Below are 19,256 nucleotides of genomic sequence, written 5' to 3' on the forward strand. Positions count from 1 at the left end.
GGGATCCGGGGCCCGTACGGGGAGGTGGCAGGCAAGATGGAGCAGCTGACGCAGCACGATCCGAGACGGATCGGTCCGTTCGAGGTGCTGGGCCGGCTCGGTGCCGGCGGCATGGGGCTGGTCTATCTCGCCCGGTCGGCGTCCGGCCGGCGCGTGGCGATCAAGACCGTCCGTACCGAACTCGCCGAGGACCAGCTGTTCCGCGTCCGCTTCACACGGGAGGTGGAGGCGGCCCGTGCCGTCAGCGGCTTCTACACGGCCGCCGTGGTGGACGCCGACCCCCGTGCCGCCGTGCCCTGGCTGGCCACCGCGTACGTCCCCGCGCCCTCGCTCGAGGAGATAGTGAACGAGTGCGGGCCGATGCCCGCGCAGGCCGTGCGCTGGCTGGCGGCGGGCATCGCCGAGGCGCTCCAGTCCATCCACGGCGCGGGCCTCGTGCACCGCGACCTCAAGCCGTCGAACGTGCTCGTCGTGGAGGACGGCCCCCGCGTCATCGACTTCGGCATCGCGTCCGGCGTCTCCAACACCCGGCTGACCATGACGAACGTCGCCGTCGGCACACCCGCGTACATGTCACCGGAGCAGGCGCGGGACTCGCGGAGCGTGACCGGCGCGAGCGATGTGTTCTCCCTCGGCTCCACGCTCGTCTTCGCGGCGACCGGCCATGCGCCCTTCCACGGCGCGAACCCGGTGGAGACCGTCTTCCAGCTGCTGCGCGAAGGCCCCGATCTGACGGGCCTGCCGCCCGAGCTGCGCCCGCTGATCGAGTCCTGCATGGGGAGGGACGCCACGCGTCGCCCCACGCCCGAGGACCTTCAGGCCCAGCTCGCTCCGCATCTCTTCTCCTCCGGCAGCGACGACAGCGGCACGGCGTCCGCGTGGCTGCCGGGCCGGGCGACGGCGATGATCGAGGCGCGCCGGGGCGGCGGCCGGGCTCCCGTGCCCGTACCTCCGCAGCCCTCGCAGCCGCCTCCCAGGCCGTCCCACGCGCCCCCGGAGCCTTCGGAGGCCCCGACCCGCCGGAATCCGGACTGGGCCCGTCGCGGCGGCGCCGACCCACGGACGAACGCGGCCCCGGCCCCGGCGGGTCCCGTACGACTGCCGGGGGTGCAGACGCCGATCGGTCCGGGCCCCCGGGTCGCCGACAATCGGAGCGCTCTGGCGAAAGCGCCCGCCGCGACGGAGTGGGTCCGGCCCCCGTCCGCCCTGAACGGCTCCCCGGCCCCCGCTGCCGCCACCGCCTCCGCGCCCCCCGTGCCCGTCCAGCAGCCGGCCTCTCCCCCCGCCGACGGCGGCGCCCACTGGCGGCCGTGGCGGTTCCGGATGTCGAACGACGTCTGGGGCACCCCGGTCGTCGCGGGCGATTCGCTGTACGTCACCTCCTTCGAGGTCCACGCCCTGGACGTGGCCACGGGCCGCCGCCGGTTCAAGACGCGTGACGTGGCCTGGGCGATGGCCGTCGACGGCGGCCGTATCCACGCGGCCGACGGACCCACGCTGTACGCGCTCGACGCCTCCGACGGCCAGGAGCGGTGGCGGCTCCAGGCCGACGCCTGGGTCTACTCCCTCAAGACCGACCGCGGCACCGTCCTCACCGGGACGCGCGGCGGCGGCGTACAGGCGTGGGAGGCGTCCAACGGCGAGAAGCTGTGGGAGCTGACCGGCGCGCAGACCGATTTCGAGACCCCGGAGGCTGGTCCCGCGCTCCTCGGCGACACGGTGTACGTGTGGAAGGACGCGAGGCTGCGCGCCCTGGAGACCCGTACCGGCATCGAGCGCTGGTCGTACCCGATCGGCGACGCGGCCTCCTGCGGCAACGTCCCGGTCCGGGTGCATCCCGCGGCCGACGGCCATGTGTACGTCAGTGCGGGCACCCGCGTCCTCGCCATCGACATCGCGACCGGCCTGGTCCGCTGGCACTTCGAGGCTCCCGCGGTGTTCCTCTCCCCGCCCGCGTACGCGCCCGGCCCGGCCGTCTCGGGCGGCGGCGTCTACCTCGCGGACTACCTCGGCACGGTGTACGCCCTCGACGCGGCCACCGGCAAGGACCGCTGGCGCATCGCCACCGAATCCCGTCAGTCCGTCGAGCCGGTCCTCGTCACCGGCGGTAACGTCCACGTCGGCAGCGGATCCGCCCTCTACACCCTCGACTCCGTGACCGGCACGCCCATGTGGCGTTTCGCCGCCGGCGGCGAGGTCATCGGCGCGCCCGTCGTCGCCGACGGCCGCGTCCACTTCGGTTCCGCGGACCATGTCCTCTACACCCTCGACGCGAGCGGCGGCCAACTCCGCTGGAAGCTCGCCACGGGCGGGGAGATCACCGGCTCCCCGGTGGTGGAGGGCGGCGTCGTCTACGCCTGTAGCAAGGACCGCTGCGTCTACGCCCTGGACGCGGTGAAGGGGACGGCCACGGGCCGGGGCCGCTGAGACTCGGCGAGGCTCGGCTCACGGGTTGGGACCGCGCGGCTTGCGAGGCGCGTGTGGGGGGGCGAGGCCGCAGGCGCGGTGCGCCCGTGGTCAGGGCGGCGGGCGGTCGCGGCGACGGGCAGGATGTGGCGGATTTCGGCCCCTCCGCGTTAGGGGCGCGCGGTCCGGGACGGAGCCCCGGCTCACGGCTGTGTGCCGCGAGAAGACCCAAATCACCGGCAATCCTGTTACTAAACATCAGTTCCCCCATGGCTTGGCAAAGACCTTGCTCGGCCCTGGCCTCGCTGTCGGCGCCCGCTGCTAACGTGACGCGCGTCTCGCCAGGGGAGCGAGTACAACACGCCTTATTTAACCGGGGGGTTGAGACGTGAATATTCGTCATGCTCGTGCCATAGCCGTCTTCGGGATCGTGCTGATCACCCTGACAGGGGCGCGCGGTTCGGGCGGCGGAGGCTGCAAGAGCGACAGCGACAACGGCAGCAGCAGTAGCAGCAGTTCCAGCTCGGGTGGTTCCATCGGCTCCACGACCGGCGGCACGGTCAAGCACGATCCCATGCGTGATGTCACGATCGACAAGTGCGGTATGGCCGAGAGCGGGAAGCTCGCCGCGAACGTCACCGTGAGGAACCCGGACGCCAAGGCGTACTCCTACCTGGTCACCGTCGAGTTCAAGGGCGACCTCGGTGACGTCGACGTCCCGAGCGAGTTCGCGAGCGTCACCACACAGGTCGGGGCGAACGCCACCGTCGCGGCCGAGGCGTCGGCGCGGTACACCGGCACCGATCAGGGCCGCGAGTACAAGAAGTGCGAGCTGACGAGCGTCACCCGCACACCGGTCTGACCGCCGAGGTCCTTTCGTACGGCCCCGTCCGCCCGGAAGTCTGGACCGGACGGGGCCGTTCCGCCGGTTCCGATGATTTCGCGCCGCCGCGCCGGTCCCTCCTTCGGCCACCCCTACGAGAAGGTGCGACGATGACCGAACTCCGCGACGTTCTGACGTCGCACACCAGCAAGGGAACGGTGCCCGGAGCGGTGGGCCTGGTGGCCCGCGGCGACCGGATCGAGGTGCGGACGGCCGGCTCCGTCGACATCGACCGATCCGCTCCGATGGCCAGGGACTCGATCTTCCGGATCGCCTCGCTCACCAAGCCCATCGTCGCCGCGGCCGTCATGACACTGGTCGACGACGGCCGCCTCGGACTGTACGACCCGGTCGCCGAGTGGCTGCCGGAGTTGACGTCACCGATGGTCGTACGCACACCGCGGAGCCCGGTCGACGACGTGGTCCCGGCCGCCCGGCCGATCACCGTGTTCGATCTGCTCACCGCCCGCGCCGGCTACGGCTACCCCGCCGACTTCGCGCTCCCCGCCGTTCAGTCGCTCTTCACCGAACTGCGCCAGACCCCGCCGTTGCCCGACAACGTCCCGCCGCCGGACGAGTGGACGGCCGCGCTCTCCCGTATCCCTCTGCTGCACCAGCCGGGTGACGCCTGGCTCTACAACACGACCTCCGACATCCAGGGCGTCCTGGCCGCCCGCGCCTCGGGCCGTACGCTGCCGGAGCTGCTCGCGGAGCGGCTGTTCGAGCCGCTGGGCATGTCCGACACCGGCTTCGGCGTCCCGCCCGCGAAGCTCGGCCGTCTCACCAGCCTCTACCGTCCCGACGAGTTCGGCGGCCTCGTCCTGTGGGACGCGCCCGACGGTCAGTGGAGCCATGTGCCGAAGTTCCCGTCCGGCGGAGGCGGCCTGGTCTCCACCGCCGACGACCTGCACTCCTTCGCCCGGATGCTGCTGGCCGACGGAACGGCCGACGGCCGCCGCGTCCTGACGCCCGAGTCGGTGCGCCTGATGACGACCGACCACCTCACCCCGTCCCAGCGCGCGGCGAGCCACACCTTCCTGAATGGCCAGGGCTGGGGCTTCGGGGGCTCGGTGGACGTCGAGCCCATCGATCCCTGGAACATCCCGGGCCGCTACGGCTGGGTCGGCGGCACCGGCACGGCCGCGCATATCGTCCCGTCCACGGGAACGGTCACCGTCCTCCTCACCCAGGTGGCGCTGACGGGCCCGACGTCGCCCCAGTTGATGCGGGACTTCTGGCGCTGCACGGCGGACGCTTGACCGGCGCTGGGCGCTGGGCGCTGGGCGTTCGGTGCTCGGCGTTCGGCGTTCGGCGTTCGGTGCTCGGCGTTCTGGGTTGTGGGTTGTGGGTTCTGCTTACGCGCCGGGCGTCCGGGGCGGGGGCGGGGTTCACGTCCTGCGCCAGGCGCTGAGCAGTTCTTCGGGGCCGTACACCGCCTGAAGACCGGAACAACCGACCCCGTTGCGAGAGACCGCCACGAGCGGTACCGGCTCGTCGGTGATCGCGGCTCTGTGCTTCTGCAGCGCGGCCAGATCGTGGCTGTCGAACGCGGAATTCTCCAGCCACTTGACCGAGCCGAGGAAGAGCAGGCGCTTGGCCACAGGCTGCCTGTCGGCGCCCACCAAGTCGATTTCGACGTCGTTGCCACGGGTCCAGTACCCGCCGATCGCCGGGGCGGCGGGCAGGAGCCCGTCCGGCAGGAGGCGCGCGAGGGATTCCCGTACCAGGGGCTCGATCGCACGGCCCCGCCAGCTCGTCCATTGCTCCTTGATCCGGCTCAGGGTCAGATCTCCCCGCATCCTCTCGATCTCCGCCATATGCGGATCCAGGAACGCGAGCCAGAACCGCAGATAGGGGTCGGCCACTCGGTAGCGACGTTCCTTCGACGGCTTCGGCGAAAGGGGCAGCTCGCCCGCCACCACCCGTTTCTCGACCAAGACGCCGGTGGCTCGGGTGAGAGTGGTGTGGGCGATGCCGCCGGCGGCGCGCGCGATATTGGTGAAGGTCCGCTCCCCGGTTCCGATGGCTCGCAGGACCTCCCTGCTCATCGCCTGCGGTGGAAACTCCGCGGCGAGTGAACGCTCGGCGGAGACCAGAAGCGCCGAGGTCGGGTTGTCCAGCGAGTCGCGGAGGAAGTCCCAGACATCCGCTCCGACCTGCCACTCCGTGCAGATCAGCGGGAGTCCCCCCGTGATCAGAGCGGCGTCGAACGCGGCCGCCGGTGACAGGCCGAGCATCTCGCCGATGTCGGCCGGGTTCAGCGGTCCCACGACCATTTCCCGGCCGCGCTGATGGAAGGGACGGTCGTAGCTGTTCAGCGCTTCCATCATCGACAGGTCGGATCCGACCAGCAGGAGAAGTACCGGCTTTCGGCTGAGCAGGCGGTCCCATGCCCGCTGGAGCATGCCCTCGAAGGCGTCGATGCGGTTCATGAGATACGGAACCTCATCGATCACCACGACGCTCGGGGTGTCGTCGGGCAGGACCTCCGCAAGGAGCCTGAACGCCGCATTCCACTGATCCGGGGTCTCCTGCGAGTACAGTCCCCGCTCCGGCAGGGTGGATCTGGCGACGGCGTCGAGCAGCTCCGACAGTTCGTCCTCTGCCGTGCCGCCCGCCGCTGTGAAGAAGAGGTGGGGCGTCTCGGTGCGCCGGAGGAACTCCTCGACCAGGCTGGACTTGCCGACCCGCCGCCTTCCCCGCATGAGGATGCACTGCCCCGGCTTCGCCGACCCGACGGCATCGTGAACCGTCCGCAAGGCGTTGGCGAGAACGTTCAGCTCGCGGTCCCGCCCGATGAAACGTCGCACTGAGAATACCTCCACGAGAGATAGTATCTGTAGCGATACTATCTCTGCCGATACCATCGTGCTTCATTTATGCGTGGGGCTGTGGACGCGGAAGAGGTGAAAAACACGCTCGGCATCGCGCACGCGGCACTGGGCTTCGAGGCGGGGCGGGTCGAGTGCGGGTCGGCTGACCAGCACTGGCGCCTCGGCCGGCCGAGCCGGTGCCGCCGCCCCCCGGCGGCGGCACCGGGGATCGTCACCGTCGGGCGGGCCACCAGGCGGGGGTCTCGCGGAGGGTGTTCGTTCCGCAGTGCACTTCGCCCGATCCGACGTGGTAGCTGTAGTAGTCGTCGATGTACATGGTCTTGAATCCGGCCTTGCGGTAGGCCGTGCTGACGGCGTGGGTGAAGATGTCCTTGCCGTTGATCACCGGGCCCCACTGCTTGGGGGCGAGGTAGTGCTTCGGGCTCAGTACGACACCGTTGATAGGCCCGGGCACATACGCGACCTTCTGATTGTCCTGCGGACCCGGACGCTGGGACCGCTCCTGCTGTCCGTTGGGCTGGCCGAGGCGTCCCAGTGGGTCCGAGGCCATCCGCCGCAGCTTGCGGTTCTCGGAGGCCGCCGGCCCCGCCCCTGGGAGAACACCGAACTGACTGAACAGGGCGGGTACCCGGACGATCTCGGAGTCGGTGATGCCCGTTTCGCGCTTGATGGTGTCCAGGTTCGCCTTGATGCGGTCGGCGGCGAGCTTGTTGTCGGCCTGGAAGTCCTTGGAGGCCAGCACCTGGTCGATGGTCTGCTTGGGTGCGGGGAAGAGGCCGTCGCGCACGGAGAACATCCTGGTGTCGCCGTGGCCTGCCTGCTTGGCCTTGCGTAGCAGTTCCATGCCCGCCTGGGGGTCGGCCACTCCGACCCGCCAGCCGCGCCGGGTGTTCGCGGGCAGGAACTGGATGAACTCGTCGACATGGCCCACGGCCAGCCATGAGGTGTCCAGGAGCAGCGGCGACTGCATGCCTTGGGCCGAGAGGAAGTCGCGCATCGCCTTGGCGGGCTTTTCGCCGGTGTCCGCCCGTTGGCCCATGATGATCCGCCCGGCGGGGTAGTTCTTGCCTTTGTGCCGGTGGGGAGGGATGGATTCCAGGTTGCCCATGGAGTCCAGCGTCCCGCCCTCGGTGTCGAGCACTCCGCTGACCTGGACGACGCCCACACCCGGGCCGCGCATCCTCTCGTACAGCTCCCGGCCCGCCGTCCGGTCGGGCTGCGCCGAGCGGATCATCACGCGGATGGCGTGTGGTTTCCCGTCGGGGCCCGGCATGGTCGCGTAGCCGGGCTCGACGAAGTCCTGCACCCAGACGTCGTCCTTGTCCCTGGTGAACTTCTTGAGCGGTGTGCCGATCCCGGCCGCCTTGACGTGCTTGCTCAGATCCTTGACGAACTTGCGCTGGACCTTGGCCTCCGGCTCGTTGCCGGTCATCTCCTTGACCATCACCTGCTGCGCCTTCTGGAGGTGGTGGTGGGTGAGGACGGGGGCGACGCGCATCGTCACGTCGTCGGACACGGACGATCCGCTGTGGGAGACGGTGAAGCGGATGGTGACCCGTCCGTCCCAGGTAGCGTCGCGGCGTACGTCCTTGGCCTCGACGCCCAGTTCCACACCGGCCCGCAGTTCGGACCCGGTCAGCTTGTCGGTCGGCTTCAGATGGGCCCAGCGGCCGTCGCGTTTGACGAACAGGCGGGTCTTGGACGCGCCCTGTCCTACGGCCGTGACGGTGCCGGTGGCACCCTTCGGGGTGGCCGGGCGCGGGACGCTGCGCAGTCCGGCCAGGTCGTGGGCGTCCTTGGGGCCGTTGACGACGTTGTCGGAGGCGTCGTGGCAGGCCGCGAGCTTGGCGTCCGACAGCGGCTTGCCTTTGGCGTCCTTGAGGGGGCAGCGCTTGGTGTCGTCGTCGATGTTGGGGAGGAGGATCGCGCCGCGGGAGTCGGTCCAGGTGTCCTCTCCGGCCGTGTCCGAGTCTCCTCGCACGTCGACCCGGCCGTCGCGGTCGACGTCCGCCCTCAGATCGGGTCCCGAGGGCGGTGCGGCCACCGCCTGGGTGACACCGGTGGCTATGAGTGCCCCGGCCACGGCTGTGGCCAGGGCGAGCCCCTTCCGGTTCTTGACGCGCACGAACATGTCCTTCCGGTCGGTCGTTTTCGGTGGGGATGATGGCCGCCGTGGTAGGGGTTCACCAGGATCTGGCCATGTGGCTGTGACTACGGGGGCGGCGAGGGGGCGCGGTGGCCTTTCGCGCCGGATGTGACCCTGCGAAGCGCTGGGAATGTCCGGGTATGGCCACCCGCTGCTGCCCGCCGTCGGAGAGCTGGAAGGTGTCCCCCGTTGTCGTGGCCGGGCTCAGGGGGTCGCGGTTCCCCGCATCGTGTCGGTGATCCACTTCAGATGGGCGTGGGTGGAGGTGTAGACGGTGTTGTGTTCGTTCATGTTGGCGCCGCGGGAGACCGCGCCGAGTACGGTCCACTTGCCTTTGTGTTTGGCCAGGAGCGGCCCGCCGGAGTCTCCCGCGCGGCTGGTCTGGGGCCAGGGGTTGCCCGGGAGCGAGGCCACGCACAGCTCCTGCGACGTGGGGAGTTCGCCGCCGGTGCCGGGGCATCGGGTGCGGTCGACGATGTGCGAGTCGAGCTGGCGCAGCTTCTTCGGCTGAGGATGAGGGTTCCGCCGCAGATGTGTTCGCCCTGGCGGTCCTGGATCGATGCCATGAACGGATACCGTTTCCGGGCTTCTTCACCGCCGCTGATCGCCTGCGCCGGCTCCGCAGCGATAGCCAGCGCGGCGAACGTGGCCCCACCAGCCACCACACTCGTCACCGCCCGCCGCAGGCGGGAGGCGCGAGCAGGACGGAAGGAATGAAACTCTCGACTTGCGAACGGGGTCTTCATAGCGGGTCAGTTGAGCACAATGCCGATTGCAGCCGCGTAAGCGTGTTTCGGCAACCAGTTCGCCGGGTTTGGTACCGACGTGGGAGAGGGAAGTCCGGTTCCGCCGCCATCTGAGTCCTGCGGGCCGCCTCACTCGTCGGCGAGACCGAACCCGGTGTGCTCACCGGGGATGGGCCCCGGAGTGAGGAGCGGCACGCAGTGGGGACACGCGTACTGGAGGGAGCGTTCCGTCCAGCGGACGGGCACGGGCGCGTCGGTGGGGCGTTCACACCGCGCGCAAACGGCGGTGAGCGCGTCCGGCGGGGGAGCGGCGAGCGCGTCGGCTCTCATTCGCGTACCCCGGTGCGTACGGCTGCGGGTACTCCCGTGCGCACGGTTCCGGGCAGTCCCAGCCCGGTGGCGGCGTACACCAGGACCCGGCGCGGCCGTACCGGGCGGAGCCGCAGGGTGTCGTCGAGCGGAGCGTATGGGCGTACGAGCCGGGAGTCCTCACCCCGCAGCGGAGTGCGCCGTTCCCTGACATGGCCGGGTACCGGGGTGCTCCACGGCCGAGCCCAGGCACCGCCCGCGACGGTACGCGGAACGACCCGGCGCCGTCCCTCTCCGGGTAACACTTGTTCCAGGGCCCACTTCAGGGCACAGGCGATCCACGCACGCATTTCTCGTTCAGCTCCTTGCCCCACGGTCGGGAGGGCCCCGGCCTGCCGGGGGCTGGAAACGCAGGCCGGGGCCGGGGAAGCACCCCCGGCTCGCGGGGGCCGGGGGCGCGTGTGGTCTCAGCCGGAGGTGTCGTCCGTGTCAGGGATCAGCACGGGAACCATGGCCCCGGGGCCGGACCCGGTGTCCAGCCAGCGCATCTCCACGCGGCCGGACAAAGGTGCCTGGGGTGCCGCCGTCGCCCGGAGCAGGATGTCCGCCATCAGCTCCACCGCGTCCGCCCGCACCATGCCGAGCTGCACATAGGCCCTGCCCCGCGTGACTCTGGCCTCCACCAACCGCCACACCCGTTCCGGGATGCCGAGCGCCGCCATCGCGGTCCGCATCGCCTCGGCGGCGGCGACCGCCTCTGAGCGGGTGTCCCGCCAGACCTGCATATCCATCACTGCTCCCCCTGCGGTTCGTCCGCACAGCGTTCGCAGTCGCACGGCGGATAGGGGAGCGACCTGGGAGCTGGGCGCTGGTCTCGCTGCGGCACTAACACGGCGGCGCTCAGCGGCACCCGCTCCCCGGTCCGGGAATCCACCCGGTACACCTTGATCGTCATCACGGAGTGCCCGCTCCCGTCCGGCGACGGAGCCGCCCCGATGACTCGAAGGTATGGGCGATACAGTCAGGCATGTCGGCGCTCCTCGAAGCGTTGGCCATGCCCCCGGACCGTTCGCGCGGTCGCGGGGGTCTTACTGTCCGCCAGGATGCCGAAATCGGAAGACCAGAAGTGTCAGAGACGACTGATAGTTCAGGTCATGACATGACGCCCAGTCAATGGCCGAGCCAGGCACCGAAGTTGTGCAGCTCCTCCGGCATGCGCCGTTTCGCCGACTCCAGCCCCGCGTAGGTCTCCCGAACAATTGGGTGGTACCGCGTCTGTTGTGGGGCGAGCCGTCGCGCCTGCTGCAGGTTCTTGAAGGCCGCGTCGATACGGCCTATCCACAACTCGGCGCGGGCGATCTCCGCGTGGTGGTGGGCGGACCGGGACAGCGGCCAGTCCTCCGGGATTCGGGTGTCCTGGGCGATTCGCACCGCCTCCGGGTACTGGTCCAGTTCTGCCAGCACGCTCACTCGGTGGACGGCGACGTTCGTCGGTCCAAAGGAGAGCCAGTGCACCCTTTCGGCCGCCCCGGTGCGGTCCGCGATCCGCCGCGCCTCACCGAGGTGGCCTTCAGCCCTGTTCTGGTCCTTGTCCCGTCCCGCGAGTACGGCCGCGCCCAAATGGAGTTGCCCGGTCACCACATCGCGCACGTGGCCGGCCTCCGCCTGTTCCAGGACCGACAGGCCAAGCGAGATCAACCGCTGCCCTGCCTTGTACTCGCTGGCCCGGAAGTAGGCCAGGGCCCGCATGTACTGGCGCATTCCACCGAGTACCGGGTCGGACGCGCGCCGGGCGGCCCAGTCCATCCGGTCCAACGCGATGGTGGCCAGATCCTGGAAGCCCAGCTTCGTCGTCACGTCGTACGCCGTGCGGTAACAGCTCGCGAGAATTCGCCAGTTCCGGTCGGTGGGGTCGAGATGCGCCGCGGTCGTCGCCTCGGCCATCAGGCCGGGGAGATCGGCCGCGGCCTTCTTGATGTCGGTTGCGCGGACGAGAGCGCACAGCCTCTCCGCGTACTCCTCCAACTCCCGGATGGAACGGGGAACGACATCAGGGTCGGGGCCGAGGTCGTAGAGGTCCAGTGTTGTGCGAATGGGTTGGATGAACCTGTCGAGCTGGTCTTTCCGCAGCTCGTCCAGATAAGGCTGCCCGGTCAACTCCGTGACCGGAACCGAAAGGGCGCGCGCGAGCGCGCCGATGACCGAGGGACTCGCGGGCATGACGCCCTGTTCGATCTTGGTGAGGGCGCTGTACGAAACGTGCGACAGCTCGGCCAGCTCACGCTGCGTAAGCCTGCGGACCTTACGCGAATGAGCGATTCGTGTCCCAGCGTGGGTCTCGGAGTACGGGGGCATACAGGAGTCTCCGTTCCTGAGTGAGCACCGGAAACGGTACTCTCGCTTCCCGCTCAAGGGAGGCTGCCGAGTCTCGCGTGCATCTTCCACGGTGCGGCCAGGCACCTGAAACTGGGAGCCTCCGGCAGAACTGTGAGAATGCCGGTTCGCGGACGTGGAGTTGACCCTACGAGGAACCGGCAGGATGTCTCACGGGCGTCGGGAGGGAAAACCGGACATGCCGTGACCCAGAACCGTGAAGGACCGGGGACCTGGCCGCCCATGGTGCTCGTGTGGTTGTGACCGGGCTCGGCGGAGACGAGATGGTGGCCCTGTCACAGGCCGAGTATGCGCACAAGTCCATGGGTGAGATCAGCGATGGCCTACCCTGGATCGGAGACCGAGCGCGCGCCGCGCTGGAGTTCGCCGACGACGGCATTGCCCCGCCTGCTGCCGTCAACTCGATGACCTTACTCTCGCTGGAGACCACAGCACCCGTACTTATGCGGGCGGGTATCTGGCCCGTGCACCCGTTCGCCAACCCGGGCATGGTCCAACTTGGCGAATGGCTTCCTATGCACTGGCGTGAGCTGAAGCAGCTCCAACGGCGACGGCTGGCATCCCTCGGACTGAGCACAGACGTCACCGAATCCCGTGAGCGTGAGTCGTTCGCGGAGGTCGTACAGCACACGCTCACTACCATCGCGCGCCCCCTATTCGCCAAGATGCTCCACGACGGCTCGCCGCTCTTCGACGAGAAGCTAGTGGATCCCGACGGCCTGCGGGTGGCTGTTCGTCGGCTGGCCGAAGGGCCGTACCGCGAAGACGGAGACGCGCAGCTGCTCGAAGTCCTGGACCTCCACTTCGCCGCTCACTCCTTCCTATAGTCCTTCCCAGCCATCAGGAGACAGAGTGTTCGTCATGCGCCCGGCCACAGCCGATGACATCCCCGCCGTTGAAGACCTGATCCTCGCCCGTTCCGTCTGGCTGGAGGACCGAGGGCTTCCGAGCTGGCGGGAGAGTGCGGTCGGACTCGCGCGGCAGGCGGAGAATCCCGATGGTGATGTGTGGGTCCTCGCGGAGGGCGACGGGCGAATCATCGGGTGCACCACCGTTCAGGAGCAGACTCCCCCGTGGGGCTGGACGGAAGACGAGTTGAACGAGTCGGCCCACTACCTGTACTCGACAGTCACCGACCCCACTTGCCGAGACAAGAAGCCGGGAACCGTGATGGGGCTGTGGGCCGTGGACCGGGCGGCGCAGGAAGGGCGCACATGGGTTCGCCGTGGTTGTCACTTCCCCGAACTGGTGAGGTACAACGAGACCCAAGGCTTCAAGCTGGTGCACGAAGTGCAGCGCACCCACACCAAGGTCTATCTCATGGGCCGCCGAGCCGAGCGCGTCGCTGACTTGGTGGAGAGGTTCCGGGCGCTTTAGAGCACCCCGGCCCCGAGCCGCCCGAAGTCGCGCGGAAACCTCCGTGTGCCACGATGGCCGGATGCCCACCGCACGCGTAGTGTCCGCCGCCGTCGCTCTGGGCACCGCCCTCTCCCTCACGGCGTGCGTCGCGGTGGACGAGCGGAAGGCAGCGCTGCCCACCGCCCCGGCGCCGAGGGCTGTCTGCCCCGACGCGGGCGCGCCGCTGACCGCCGGTCACGCGGAGGCCGCGATGGGGCTGCGCGCCCTGACGGTGACGTTCATCAACTGTGGGAGCAAGGCGCAGCCGCTCAGCGGTTATCCGGTCGTGCGGCTCCTCGATGAGGACGGCGAACCGCTGGAGGTGGAGATCGACCGGGGCGCGACGTCGGTGACGACCGGGATCGACGACCCCGGTCCGCGGCCCCTGACCGTTCAGCCGGGGGCCTCGGCCGTCTTCTCGCTGGTCTGGCGCAACACCTACGACGACACCCGTGAACCTCCGCAGGTCGGGGCCACCGCGCTCGTCACCCCGGCCGACGGCGGCCCCGCACTGCGCCTCACCCCGGACGGGCCCTTCGATCTCGGCTCCACCGGCCGCCTCGGCGTCACGGCCTGGAAGGCGGCCCCGGCAGCGTCAACCACGGGGGACGGGGAGCGGCCCGCGCCCCGACCGGCGGGTTCGGGCGGCTGAACCGGCCCTGTCACGGCAGGCCCGCGCCACCCGCCCCGCCCGGAGCCGCGCCCCCGCCGCCTTCACCGCCCTCCGCGTCCCCGTCCTGCGGCGGCGACTGTTTCGAGACCACCGCCGCGAAGCCCTGGAACGCGCTGCGGTAGGTGCGCGGCGTGGTGCCCGTCATGCGGTGGAAGTGGTGGCGCAGATTGGCCGGTGAGCCGAAACCCGTCTGCACGGCGATCTGTTCGACCGGGGTGTCGGTGTTCTCCAGCAGCAACTGGGCCTGATGGAGACGCGCCCGGAGCAGGTACTGGAGCGGCGGCAGGCCCGTCTGGGCGCGGAAGCGGCGGGTGAGGCTGCTGACGCTGACGCGCGCGTGGGCCGCCATGTCGGCGAGGGTGAGCTGGCGGTGGAGGTTGGCCTCCAGCCAGGCGCGGGTCGGGCCGAGGTCGGTCCGGTCGGCGATCTCGCGTTCCCGTTCCTCCCGGTCCGCGACGGCCGAGTCGTGCAGGGGCATCACGAGCCGCCTCATGGTCGTGGCGGCGGCCTGCTCTCCGTGGTCCAGGTCGATCAGGTCGATGCAGAGGTCGAGTCCGCCGAACACGCCGGACGAGGTGATGAAGCGGCCGTCCTCCACCGAGGGCGTGCCCACGGGAACGACCTCGACGCGCGGGTGGAGATCGGCGAGTTCCGGGGAGTGCGGCCAGGCCGTGGTGGCCCGGCGGCCGTCGAGGAGACCGGTGGACGCGAGGAGGAACGTCCCCGTGCCGATCGCGGCCATCCGGCAGCCCCGCTCGGCACACGCCCGCAGCGCGTCGGCCGTCTCGGTCGGCGGCGGTTCACGGAAGGCGGCGCGGCCCGTCACCAGAACGGTGTCCGCGTCCGCCAACCCCTCAAGGCCCCAGGGCGTGGTGAATCCGAGCGCCGGCTCACCGGTGGTCACCGACCCCGTGGCCGAGCAGATCCGCACCTCGTACGCGACCTCGGGCAGTGCGGAGGCGGCACATGTGAAAACCATGCCGGGCGTGGTCAGCTGGTGGGCGGGCACTCCGTCCGACACGAGCACGGCGATCACAGACATGAGCAGAATTTTATCCAAGGTGACGCGGACGCCGCTTTTTCGAGGGTGCGTGCGGGACGCAGGATGAAGGCGGAGCACCGGAAGCGAGGGGACGCCCGGCAGCCCGAATCCCGTACACCCGACTGAGGGGACACCTCTGTGTTCAACCGCACTCTCCCTGTCCGAACGGGCCCCACCGACGCCGTCCCCGGGCGCCGCAGAGCCCGGTACGCGGCAGCCGTCGCCGTGGTCGCGGCGCTGGGGACGGCAGCCCCCGTCGTCGTCGCCGGACCGGCGTCCGCCGCGCCCGCCGCCGTCGCGGCGCAGAAGCAGGAGCGCATCGAGGGGGCCGACCGGTCGGATCCGGCCGGCCGCGCCGACCGCGCCGACCGCGCCGTCGTCGCCGGGATCGAACGCCACGCCCAACCCCTGCGCACCACCGAACCGGACGGCCCGAGCCGGGACCTGGCGGCGTTCTCCCGCATGGTCAAGGGCGTGGACATCGTCGGCGTGGGCGAGGCCACCCATGGGTCGAAGGAACTGTTCCAGCTCAAGGACCGCCTCTTCCGGCACCTGGTGAAGAAGGACGGGTTCACCACCTTCTCGCTGGAGGTGCACTGGTCGGCCGGCGTCCGTTTCGACACGTACGTACGGACCGGCCAGGGCGATCTGCGGCAGATCATGCGCGAGGAGTTCCAGTACAGCTTCGAGGACTGGCGCAACGAGGAGTTCCTGCGCCTGTTCACCTGGATGCGCGAGTACAACCGCACCGTCGCCCCCGACCGGCAGGTCCGGGTGATGGGCAACGACATCGGGGACGTCGGCCGGGAGCAGTACGAGCGCATCTTCACCTGGGCCGCCGAAAAGCAGCCCGCACTGCTGCCCGAACTGCGGCAGCGGTACGCCGCCCTGCTCGCCCTGCCCGCCGACATGGGGGAGCGGATGCAGGCCCTGATCGCTATGCCGATCCCCGAACGCCAGGCCATCGACGCGGACGCCCGCGCCGCGTACCGCCTGCTGGAGCAGGCACAGGTGAAGGACCCGTGGGTGCTTCAGGAAGCGCGCGTCATCCAGCAGGTGACCACCCTGTACGCGTTCGACATGATCAACGATCCTGCCCAGTACGCCGAGTCCAACCGGCACCGCGACCGCGCCATGGCCGAGAACACGGTGTGGTGGCAGCGGCAGACCGGGGACCGGATCCTCGTCTCCGCCCACAACGCCCACCTCGCCTACGAGACGCCCTTCGCCGAGACCCACCCCGTGGTGCAGGGCGCGTTCCTGCGGGAGCTGGTGGGACGCCGGTACCTCGCGGTCGGCACCACCATCCACAGCGGTGAGTACCGGGCGATGGACGAGAGGACCGGGAAGTACGGTGTGTTCTCGACCGGCCTCGCCGCCCCCGGCAGCAATGAGCACACCCTCGACAAGGTCCGCCACCGCGACTACTACGTGGACCTGCGCAAGGCGGGCCGCAACCCGGCCGTCGGCGGCTGGCTGGACGGCTCCCGGCCCACCTTCGTCGTACCGGGCGGGTACCCCAACGAGCCGCTGCCCGTCTCGCTGGGACGCTCCTTCGACGTGATCGTGCACCTGAACCACGTACGGGCGTCGGTGCCGGTCGACTAGGCACCTGGGCGGCTCGCACCGGCGTCCAGGGGGTCCGCACACACCGGCGGGGCTCTCCTGGTAAGCGCGAGGTGAGGAGAGGGGCGGTCCGGCGAGCGGGCCGCCCCTCTCCGTCCATACGGCTACCGCAGCCGCACCGGGATCTCCTGCCAGCCGTACGCGATGAACGACGGCACCTGCCGCAGCTCGTCCGCGCCCACCGCGAGCGTCATGTCCGGGAACCGCTCGAACAGCGCGGGCAGCGCGGTGCGCGCCTCCATCCGGGCCAGCGGAGCGCCGATGCAGCGGTGGACGCCGATGCCGAAGGCCAGATGGTCGTCCGCGCCGCGCGTCGCGTCGAAGGAGCCCGCGTCCTTGCCGTACTGCTCGGGGTCGTGACCCGCTGCCGCGTACGTCGTGAGGATCGCGTCGCCCGCCGGGATCGTGACGCCGTCGACGGTGATGTCGGAGACGGCGAACCGGAGTGGGAGGTTCGCGATCGACGGATGGACTCGCAGGACCTCGTCGATGACCGCGTCCCAGGTGATCTCGCCCGCGCGGACGGCCGCGAGCTGCTCGGGGTGCCGGAGCAGGGCGACGACCGCGTTGCCGATCAGATTGACCGTGGTCTCGAAGCCCGCGCCGATGACCAGGAGCAGGGTGTACAGCAACTCCTCGTCGCTCAGCCGGTCGCCGTCCTCGTCACGGACCCTGATCAGCTCGGTGGTCATGTCGTCGCCCGGATGCTCGCTCTTGTACGCGATGAGGGCGGGCAGCACGGTGCCTATCTGCCGCTGGACGAACGCCGCGTGCTCCGGGCTCGGGTCGGAGGTGTCCATGATGGCGGCGATGAGTCGGCCGGTGTCCTCGACCAACTCGTCGGGGACACCGAAGAGTTCGCAGATCATGCGCATGGGCAGCGGATGGGCGTACCCCGCGCGGAGATCGACGACGCCGTCCGGGAGGTCGCCGACACCATCGGCAGCACCAGCGGCACTTGCACCGGCGCCAGCAGCACCGCCCGCACCGGCAGCGCCCGAGGTGTCCGGCGCGCTCGACCCGCTCGGCGCGCTCGATGCGCTCGGCGCGCTTGCCGCGTCCAGCGCGGTCAGCAGCTCGGCGGTGATCGCCTCCACGCGCGTGCGCATCGCCTCGGTGCGGCGGGCCGTGAAGCTCGGCGCGACCAGCTTCCGCAGCCGCGCGTGATCGGGGCCGTACGTCGACAGCATGTTGACCACGCCGACCCAGCCCAGGATCCAGCCCCAGGCCGGATTCTCGGCGATCTCCCCGAAGCGGGACCAGTGTTTGCGCGGGTCCCTGCTGACCCGTGGGTCGAGGATCAGGGTGCGGAGGGTGTCGTAGCCGGTGGGGGCCCACGCGGGGATGCCGCCGGGGAGTTCGACCGGGACCACCGGGCCCAGCGCGCGCAGCCGGGCGCTCTCGGCGGGGATGTCGGTGCCGAAGGGGTCGATGGCCACGGGCGCGGACGGTGTGGTGGGCGCGGTCATCCGCGTTCTCCTGCCTGGTCGGGGGTGCGGGGGGTGAAGCGGACCGGCAGCGCGGTCAGCGAACGGTGGAAGGGGCCGGGCCGCCAGGTCAGACGCTCGCGCGGGGTCACGGGATCGAGATCCGGGAGCCACTGGGTCAGCCGCTCGATCGCCTCCGTGGCGATCAGCAGCGTGTGCTGCTTCACCGGGCACGCGTGCTCGCCCGCCGACCACGACAGGTGCGAGGCGTCGTGCGGATGGTGGGACCCTTCGTGCTCCTGCTCGGAGAAGTGGGCGAGCGCTCCGTACGAGATCACGACCGGTACGGCCGCCCGTACCCACACACCGTGGAAGCTGACGGGCTCACGCGCGAAGTGGATGCCGTAGTTCGCCAGCGGGGTCTCGTACCGCAGCACTTCGACCACCGCGTCCATGACGGGACGGGAGCCGCTGGTGAGGGTGGTGTAGTACGCCGGGTTGCCGAGGATCCGGGAGAGCGCGTTGGAGACCAGGTTGGCGGTCGGCTCGTGTCCCGCGCCGAGGGTGAGGAAGACCTGCCAGGTCACCTCCTCCGGGGTGAGGTCGAGGTGATGGTCCAGGAGCCAGCTGGTCAGGTCGTCGCCGGGTTCGGCCATCTTCGCGGCGATGAGTTCGAGTACGTACTTCCCGTACTCCGCCTCCCCCTGCGCGGACTGGTCGCCGCCCTCCATCATCTCGCCGAGGGAGTCGTTGAGCCGGACGCTCTCGCTGTCCGGCAGGCCGAAGAGGTTGTTGAAGATCAGCGCCATCAGCGGGCGGGAGAAGTCGGATACGAGATCCGCCGTGCCCGCCGGGCCGAACCGGCCCACCAGGATGTCCACCGCCCGGTGCACCCGCTCGCGCAGATCGTGCGGCTCGATCAGGCTGAACGCGTCGACCAGCGTCCGCCGGTAGCGGATGTGGTCGTCGCCGTCGGCGAAGAGGGTGTTCGGCCGCCAGCGCATCATGCCGAGGACCGGCGAGTCCTCGGCGACCGTGGTCTCCCAGGGGCGCGGGTCGTGCGACCAGGTCTTGTCGTCGTGCAGCAGATCGAGGGCGGCCCGGCGGTCGGTGACGATGTACGCGGGGACGCCGGGGGCGAGTTCGGCCCAGCCGATCGGGCCCTGGGCCTTGAGCGCCTCGTAGTAGGCGTGCGGGTCGGCGGCGAAGCCCTCCTCCCAGAGCCGGACCGGGGCGGTGAGCGCGAAGTCGCCCGAGGACAGGGGAACGCCCGTGCCTGGGCCGAACGACCCGCGGCTCATGGTGTTCGAGACGAGACCGTCCGGCGACGGGGTGTTCGCCGCCGGGCTCGCGGACGGATCCGGTGTCACCG

At 70.3% G+C, this 19,256-nt stretch carries 17 protein-coding genes; 7 read left to right on the plus strand and 10 right to left on the minus strand.

All coding sequences use genetic code 11. The features are described from left to right. The first annotated feature begins 36 nt into the window (after positions 1–36). The 3 genes from ACWEFL_RS15155 (at position 37) to ACWEFL_RS15165 (ending at position 4,548) form a co-directional block, all read left to right on the plus strand. Positions 37–2,427 carry an outer membrane protein assembly factor BamB family protein gene (locus ACWEFL_RS15155; RefSeq protein ID WP_451711909.1) on the plus strand — a complete coding sequence of 797 codons (2,391 nt, stop codon included), beginning with the start codon at positions 37–39 and terminating at the stop codon, positions 2,425–2,427. Between the two features lie 367 nt (positions 2,428–2,794). After that, positions 2,795–3,268, plus strand: coding sequence for a hypothetical protein (locus ACWEFL_RS15160; protein WP_451711911.1), 474 nt, complete (start codon positions 2,795–2,797; stop codon positions 3,266–3,268). A 131-nt stretch (positions 3,269–3,399) separates the two neighbouring features. After that, a complete protein-coding gene (locus ACWEFL_RS15165; RefSeq protein WP_451711914.1) occupies positions 3,400–4,548 on the plus strand; it encodes a serine hydrolase domain-containing protein in 1,149 nt (382 codons plus the stop codon). 129 nt (positions 4,549–4,677) lie between these two features. Here the strand turns inward: ACWEFL_RS15165 and ACWEFL_RS15170 are convergent, their stop codons facing one another. The 7 genes from ACWEFL_RS15170 to ACWEFL_RS15200 all read right to left on the minus strand — a co-directional run bounded on the left by ACWEFL_RS15170 (position 4,678) and on the right by ACWEFL_RS15200 (position 11,679). Continuing rightward, positions 4,678–6,099, minus strand: a complete 1,422-nt coding sequence (locus ACWEFL_RS15170) for an ATP-binding protein (protein WP_451712120.1) — start codon at positions 6,097–6,099, stop codon at positions 4,678–4,680. Positions 6,100–6,334: 235 nt separating this feature from the next. Next, positions 6,335–8,254 (minus strand): protein-arginine deiminase domain-containing protein, encoded by a 1,920-nt coding sequence (locus tag ACWEFL_RS15175; RefSeq protein WP_451711916.1) that lies wholly within the window; start codon positions 8,252–8,254, stop codon positions 6,335–6,337. 219 nt (positions 8,255–8,473) lie between these two features. Continuing rightward, positions 8,474–8,830, minus strand: a complete 357-nt coding sequence (locus ACWEFL_RS15180; RefSeq protein WP_451712122.1) for a trypsin-like serine protease — start codon at positions 8,828–8,830, stop codon at positions 8,474–8,476. Between the two features lie 314 nt (positions 8,831–9,144). Next, a complete protein-coding gene (locus ACWEFL_RS15185) occupies positions 9,145–9,345 on the minus strand; it encodes a hypothetical protein (protein ID WP_451711918.1) in 201 nt (66 codons plus the stop codon). Further along, positions 9,342–9,674, minus strand: a complete 333-nt coding sequence (locus tag ACWEFL_RS15190) for a hypothetical protein (RefSeq protein ID WP_451711920.1) — start codon at positions 9,672–9,674, stop codon at positions 9,342–9,344. Before ACWEFL_RS15190 ends, ACWEFL_RS15185 begins: the two co-directional genes overlap by 4 nt. 117 nt (positions 9,675–9,791) lie before the next feature. Continuing rightward, positions 9,792–10,115, minus strand: a complete 324-nt coding sequence (locus ACWEFL_RS15195; RefSeq protein ID WP_451711923.1) for a hypothetical protein — start codon at positions 10,113–10,115, stop codon at positions 9,792–9,794. 379 nt (positions 10,116–10,494) lie between these two features. Next, complete coding sequence (locus ACWEFL_RS15200) at positions 10,495–11,679, minus strand: helix-turn-helix domain-containing protein (protein ID WP_451711925.1); 1,185 nt, start codon at positions 11,677–11,679, stop codon at positions 10,495–10,497. A 272-nt stretch (positions 11,680–11,951) separates the two neighbouring features. Here ACWEFL_RS15200 and ACWEFL_RS15205 point away from each other — a divergent pair, with 272 nt between their 5' ends. The 3 genes from ACWEFL_RS15205 (at position 11,952) to ACWEFL_RS15215 (ending at position 13,768) form a co-directional block, all read left to right on the plus strand. After that, positions 11,952–12,545 (plus strand): hypothetical protein, encoded by a 594-nt coding sequence (locus tag ACWEFL_RS15205; protein ID WP_451711928.1) that lies wholly within the window; start codon positions 11,952–11,954, stop codon positions 12,543–12,545. A gap of 34 nt (positions 12,546–12,579) precedes the next feature. Further along, on the plus strand, positions 12,580–13,095 hold the full coding sequence (locus tag ACWEFL_RS15210; RefSeq protein WP_451711931.1) for a GNAT family N-acetyltransferase: 516 nt from the start codon (positions 12,580–12,582) through the stop codon (positions 13,093–13,095). Positions 13,096–13,156: 61 nt separating this feature from the next. Then, positions 13,157–13,768, plus strand: a complete 612-nt coding sequence (locus ACWEFL_RS15215; RefSeq protein WP_451711933.1) for a DUF4232 domain-containing protein — start codon at positions 13,157–13,159, stop codon at positions 13,766–13,768. A 10-nt stretch (positions 13,769–13,778) separates the two neighbouring features. Here ACWEFL_RS15215 and ACWEFL_RS15220 read toward each other — a convergent pair whose 3' ends face one another. Then, entirely contained in the window at positions 13,779–14,831 is a 1,053-nt protein-coding gene (locus tag ACWEFL_RS15220; RefSeq protein ID WP_451711936.1) for a GlxA family transcriptional regulator, read from the minus strand. A 138-nt stretch (positions 14,832–14,969) separates the two neighbouring features. Here ACWEFL_RS15220 and ACWEFL_RS15225 point away from each other — a divergent pair, with 138 nt between their 5' ends. Continuing rightward, a complete protein-coding gene (locus ACWEFL_RS15225) occupies positions 14,970–16,439 on the plus strand; it encodes an erythromycin esterase family protein (RefSeq protein WP_451711939.1) in 1,470 nt (489 codons plus the stop codon). Positions 16,440–16,561: 122 nt separating this feature from the next. On the opposite strand, the gene ACWEFL_RS15230 is transcribed toward ACWEFL_RS15225, so the two are convergent. Together ACWEFL_RS15230 and ACWEFL_RS15235 are read right to left on the minus strand one after the other, a co-directional pair. After that, a complete protein-coding gene (locus ACWEFL_RS15230; protein WP_451711942.1) occupies positions 16,562–17,926 on the minus strand; it encodes a cytochrome P450 family protein in 1,365 nt (454 codons plus the stop codon). Further along, the gene (locus ACWEFL_RS15235; protein ID WP_451712124.1) at positions 17,923–19,185 is read right to left on the minus strand and encodes a cytochrome P450; all 1,263 of its coding nucleotides are present in this window, start codon (positions 19,183–19,185) and stop codon (positions 17,923–17,925) included. Before ACWEFL_RS15235 ends, ACWEFL_RS15230 begins: the two co-directional genes overlap by 4 nt. Positions 19,186–19,256 lie beyond the last annotated feature (71 nt).

The sequence above is a fragment of the Streptomyces sp. NPDC004838 genome (assembly GCF_053600955.1).

What these genes read in the sequence shown, in the direction of transcription:
- ACWEFL_RS15155 (WP_451711909.1), top strand. Translation starts at nt 37, where the DNA reads ATGGAGCAGCTGACGCAGCACGATCCGAGACGGATCGGTCCGTTCGAG.
- ACWEFL_RS15165 (WP_451711914.1), top strand. Translation starts at nt 3,400, where the DNA reads ATGACCGAACTCCGCGACGTTCTGACGTCGCACACCAGCAAGGGAACG.
- ACWEFL_RS15175 (WP_451711916.1), bottom strand. Translation starts at nt 8,254, where the DNA reads ATGTTCGTGCGCGTCAAGAACCGGAAGGGGCTCGCCCTGGCCACAGCC.
- ACWEFL_RS15185 (WP_451711918.1), bottom strand. Translation starts at nt 9,345, where the DNA reads ATGAGAGCCGACGCGCTCGCCGCTCCCCCGCCGGACGCGCTCACCGCC.
- ACWEFL_RS15190 (WP_451711920.1), bottom strand. Translation starts at nt 9,674, where the DNA reads ATGCGTGCGTGGATCGCCTGTGCCCTGAAGTGGGCCCTGGAACAAGTG.
- ACWEFL_RS15195 (WP_451711923.1), bottom strand. Translation starts at nt 10,115, where the DNA reads ATGGATATGCAGGTCTGGCGGGACACCCGCTCAGAGGCGGTCGCCGCC.
- ACWEFL_RS15200 (WP_451711925.1), bottom strand. Translation starts at nt 11,679, where the DNA reads ATGCCCCCGTACTCCGAGACCCACGCTGGGACACGAATCGCTCATTCG.
- ACWEFL_RS15210 (WP_451711931.1), top strand. Translation starts at nt 12,580, where the DNA reads ATGCGCCCGGCCACAGCCGATGACATCCCCGCCGTTGAAGACCTGATC.
- ACWEFL_RS15215 (WP_451711933.1), top strand. Translation starts at nt 13,157, where the DNA reads ATGCCCACCGCACGCGTAGTGTCCGCCGCCGTCGCTCTGGGCACCGCC.
- ACWEFL_RS15220 (WP_451711936.1), bottom strand. Translation starts at nt 14,831, where the DNA reads ATGTCTGTGATCGCCGTGCTCGTGTCGGACGGAGTGCCCGCCCACCAG.
- ACWEFL_RS15230 (WP_451711942.1), bottom strand. Translation starts at nt 17,926, where the DNA reads ATGACCGCGCCCACCACACCGTCCGCGCCCGTGGCCATCGACCCCTTC.
- ACWEFL_RS15235 (WP_451712124.1), bottom strand. Translation starts at nt 19,185, where the DNA reads ATGAGCCGCGGGTCGTTCGGCCCAGGCACGGGCGTTCCCCTGTCCTCG.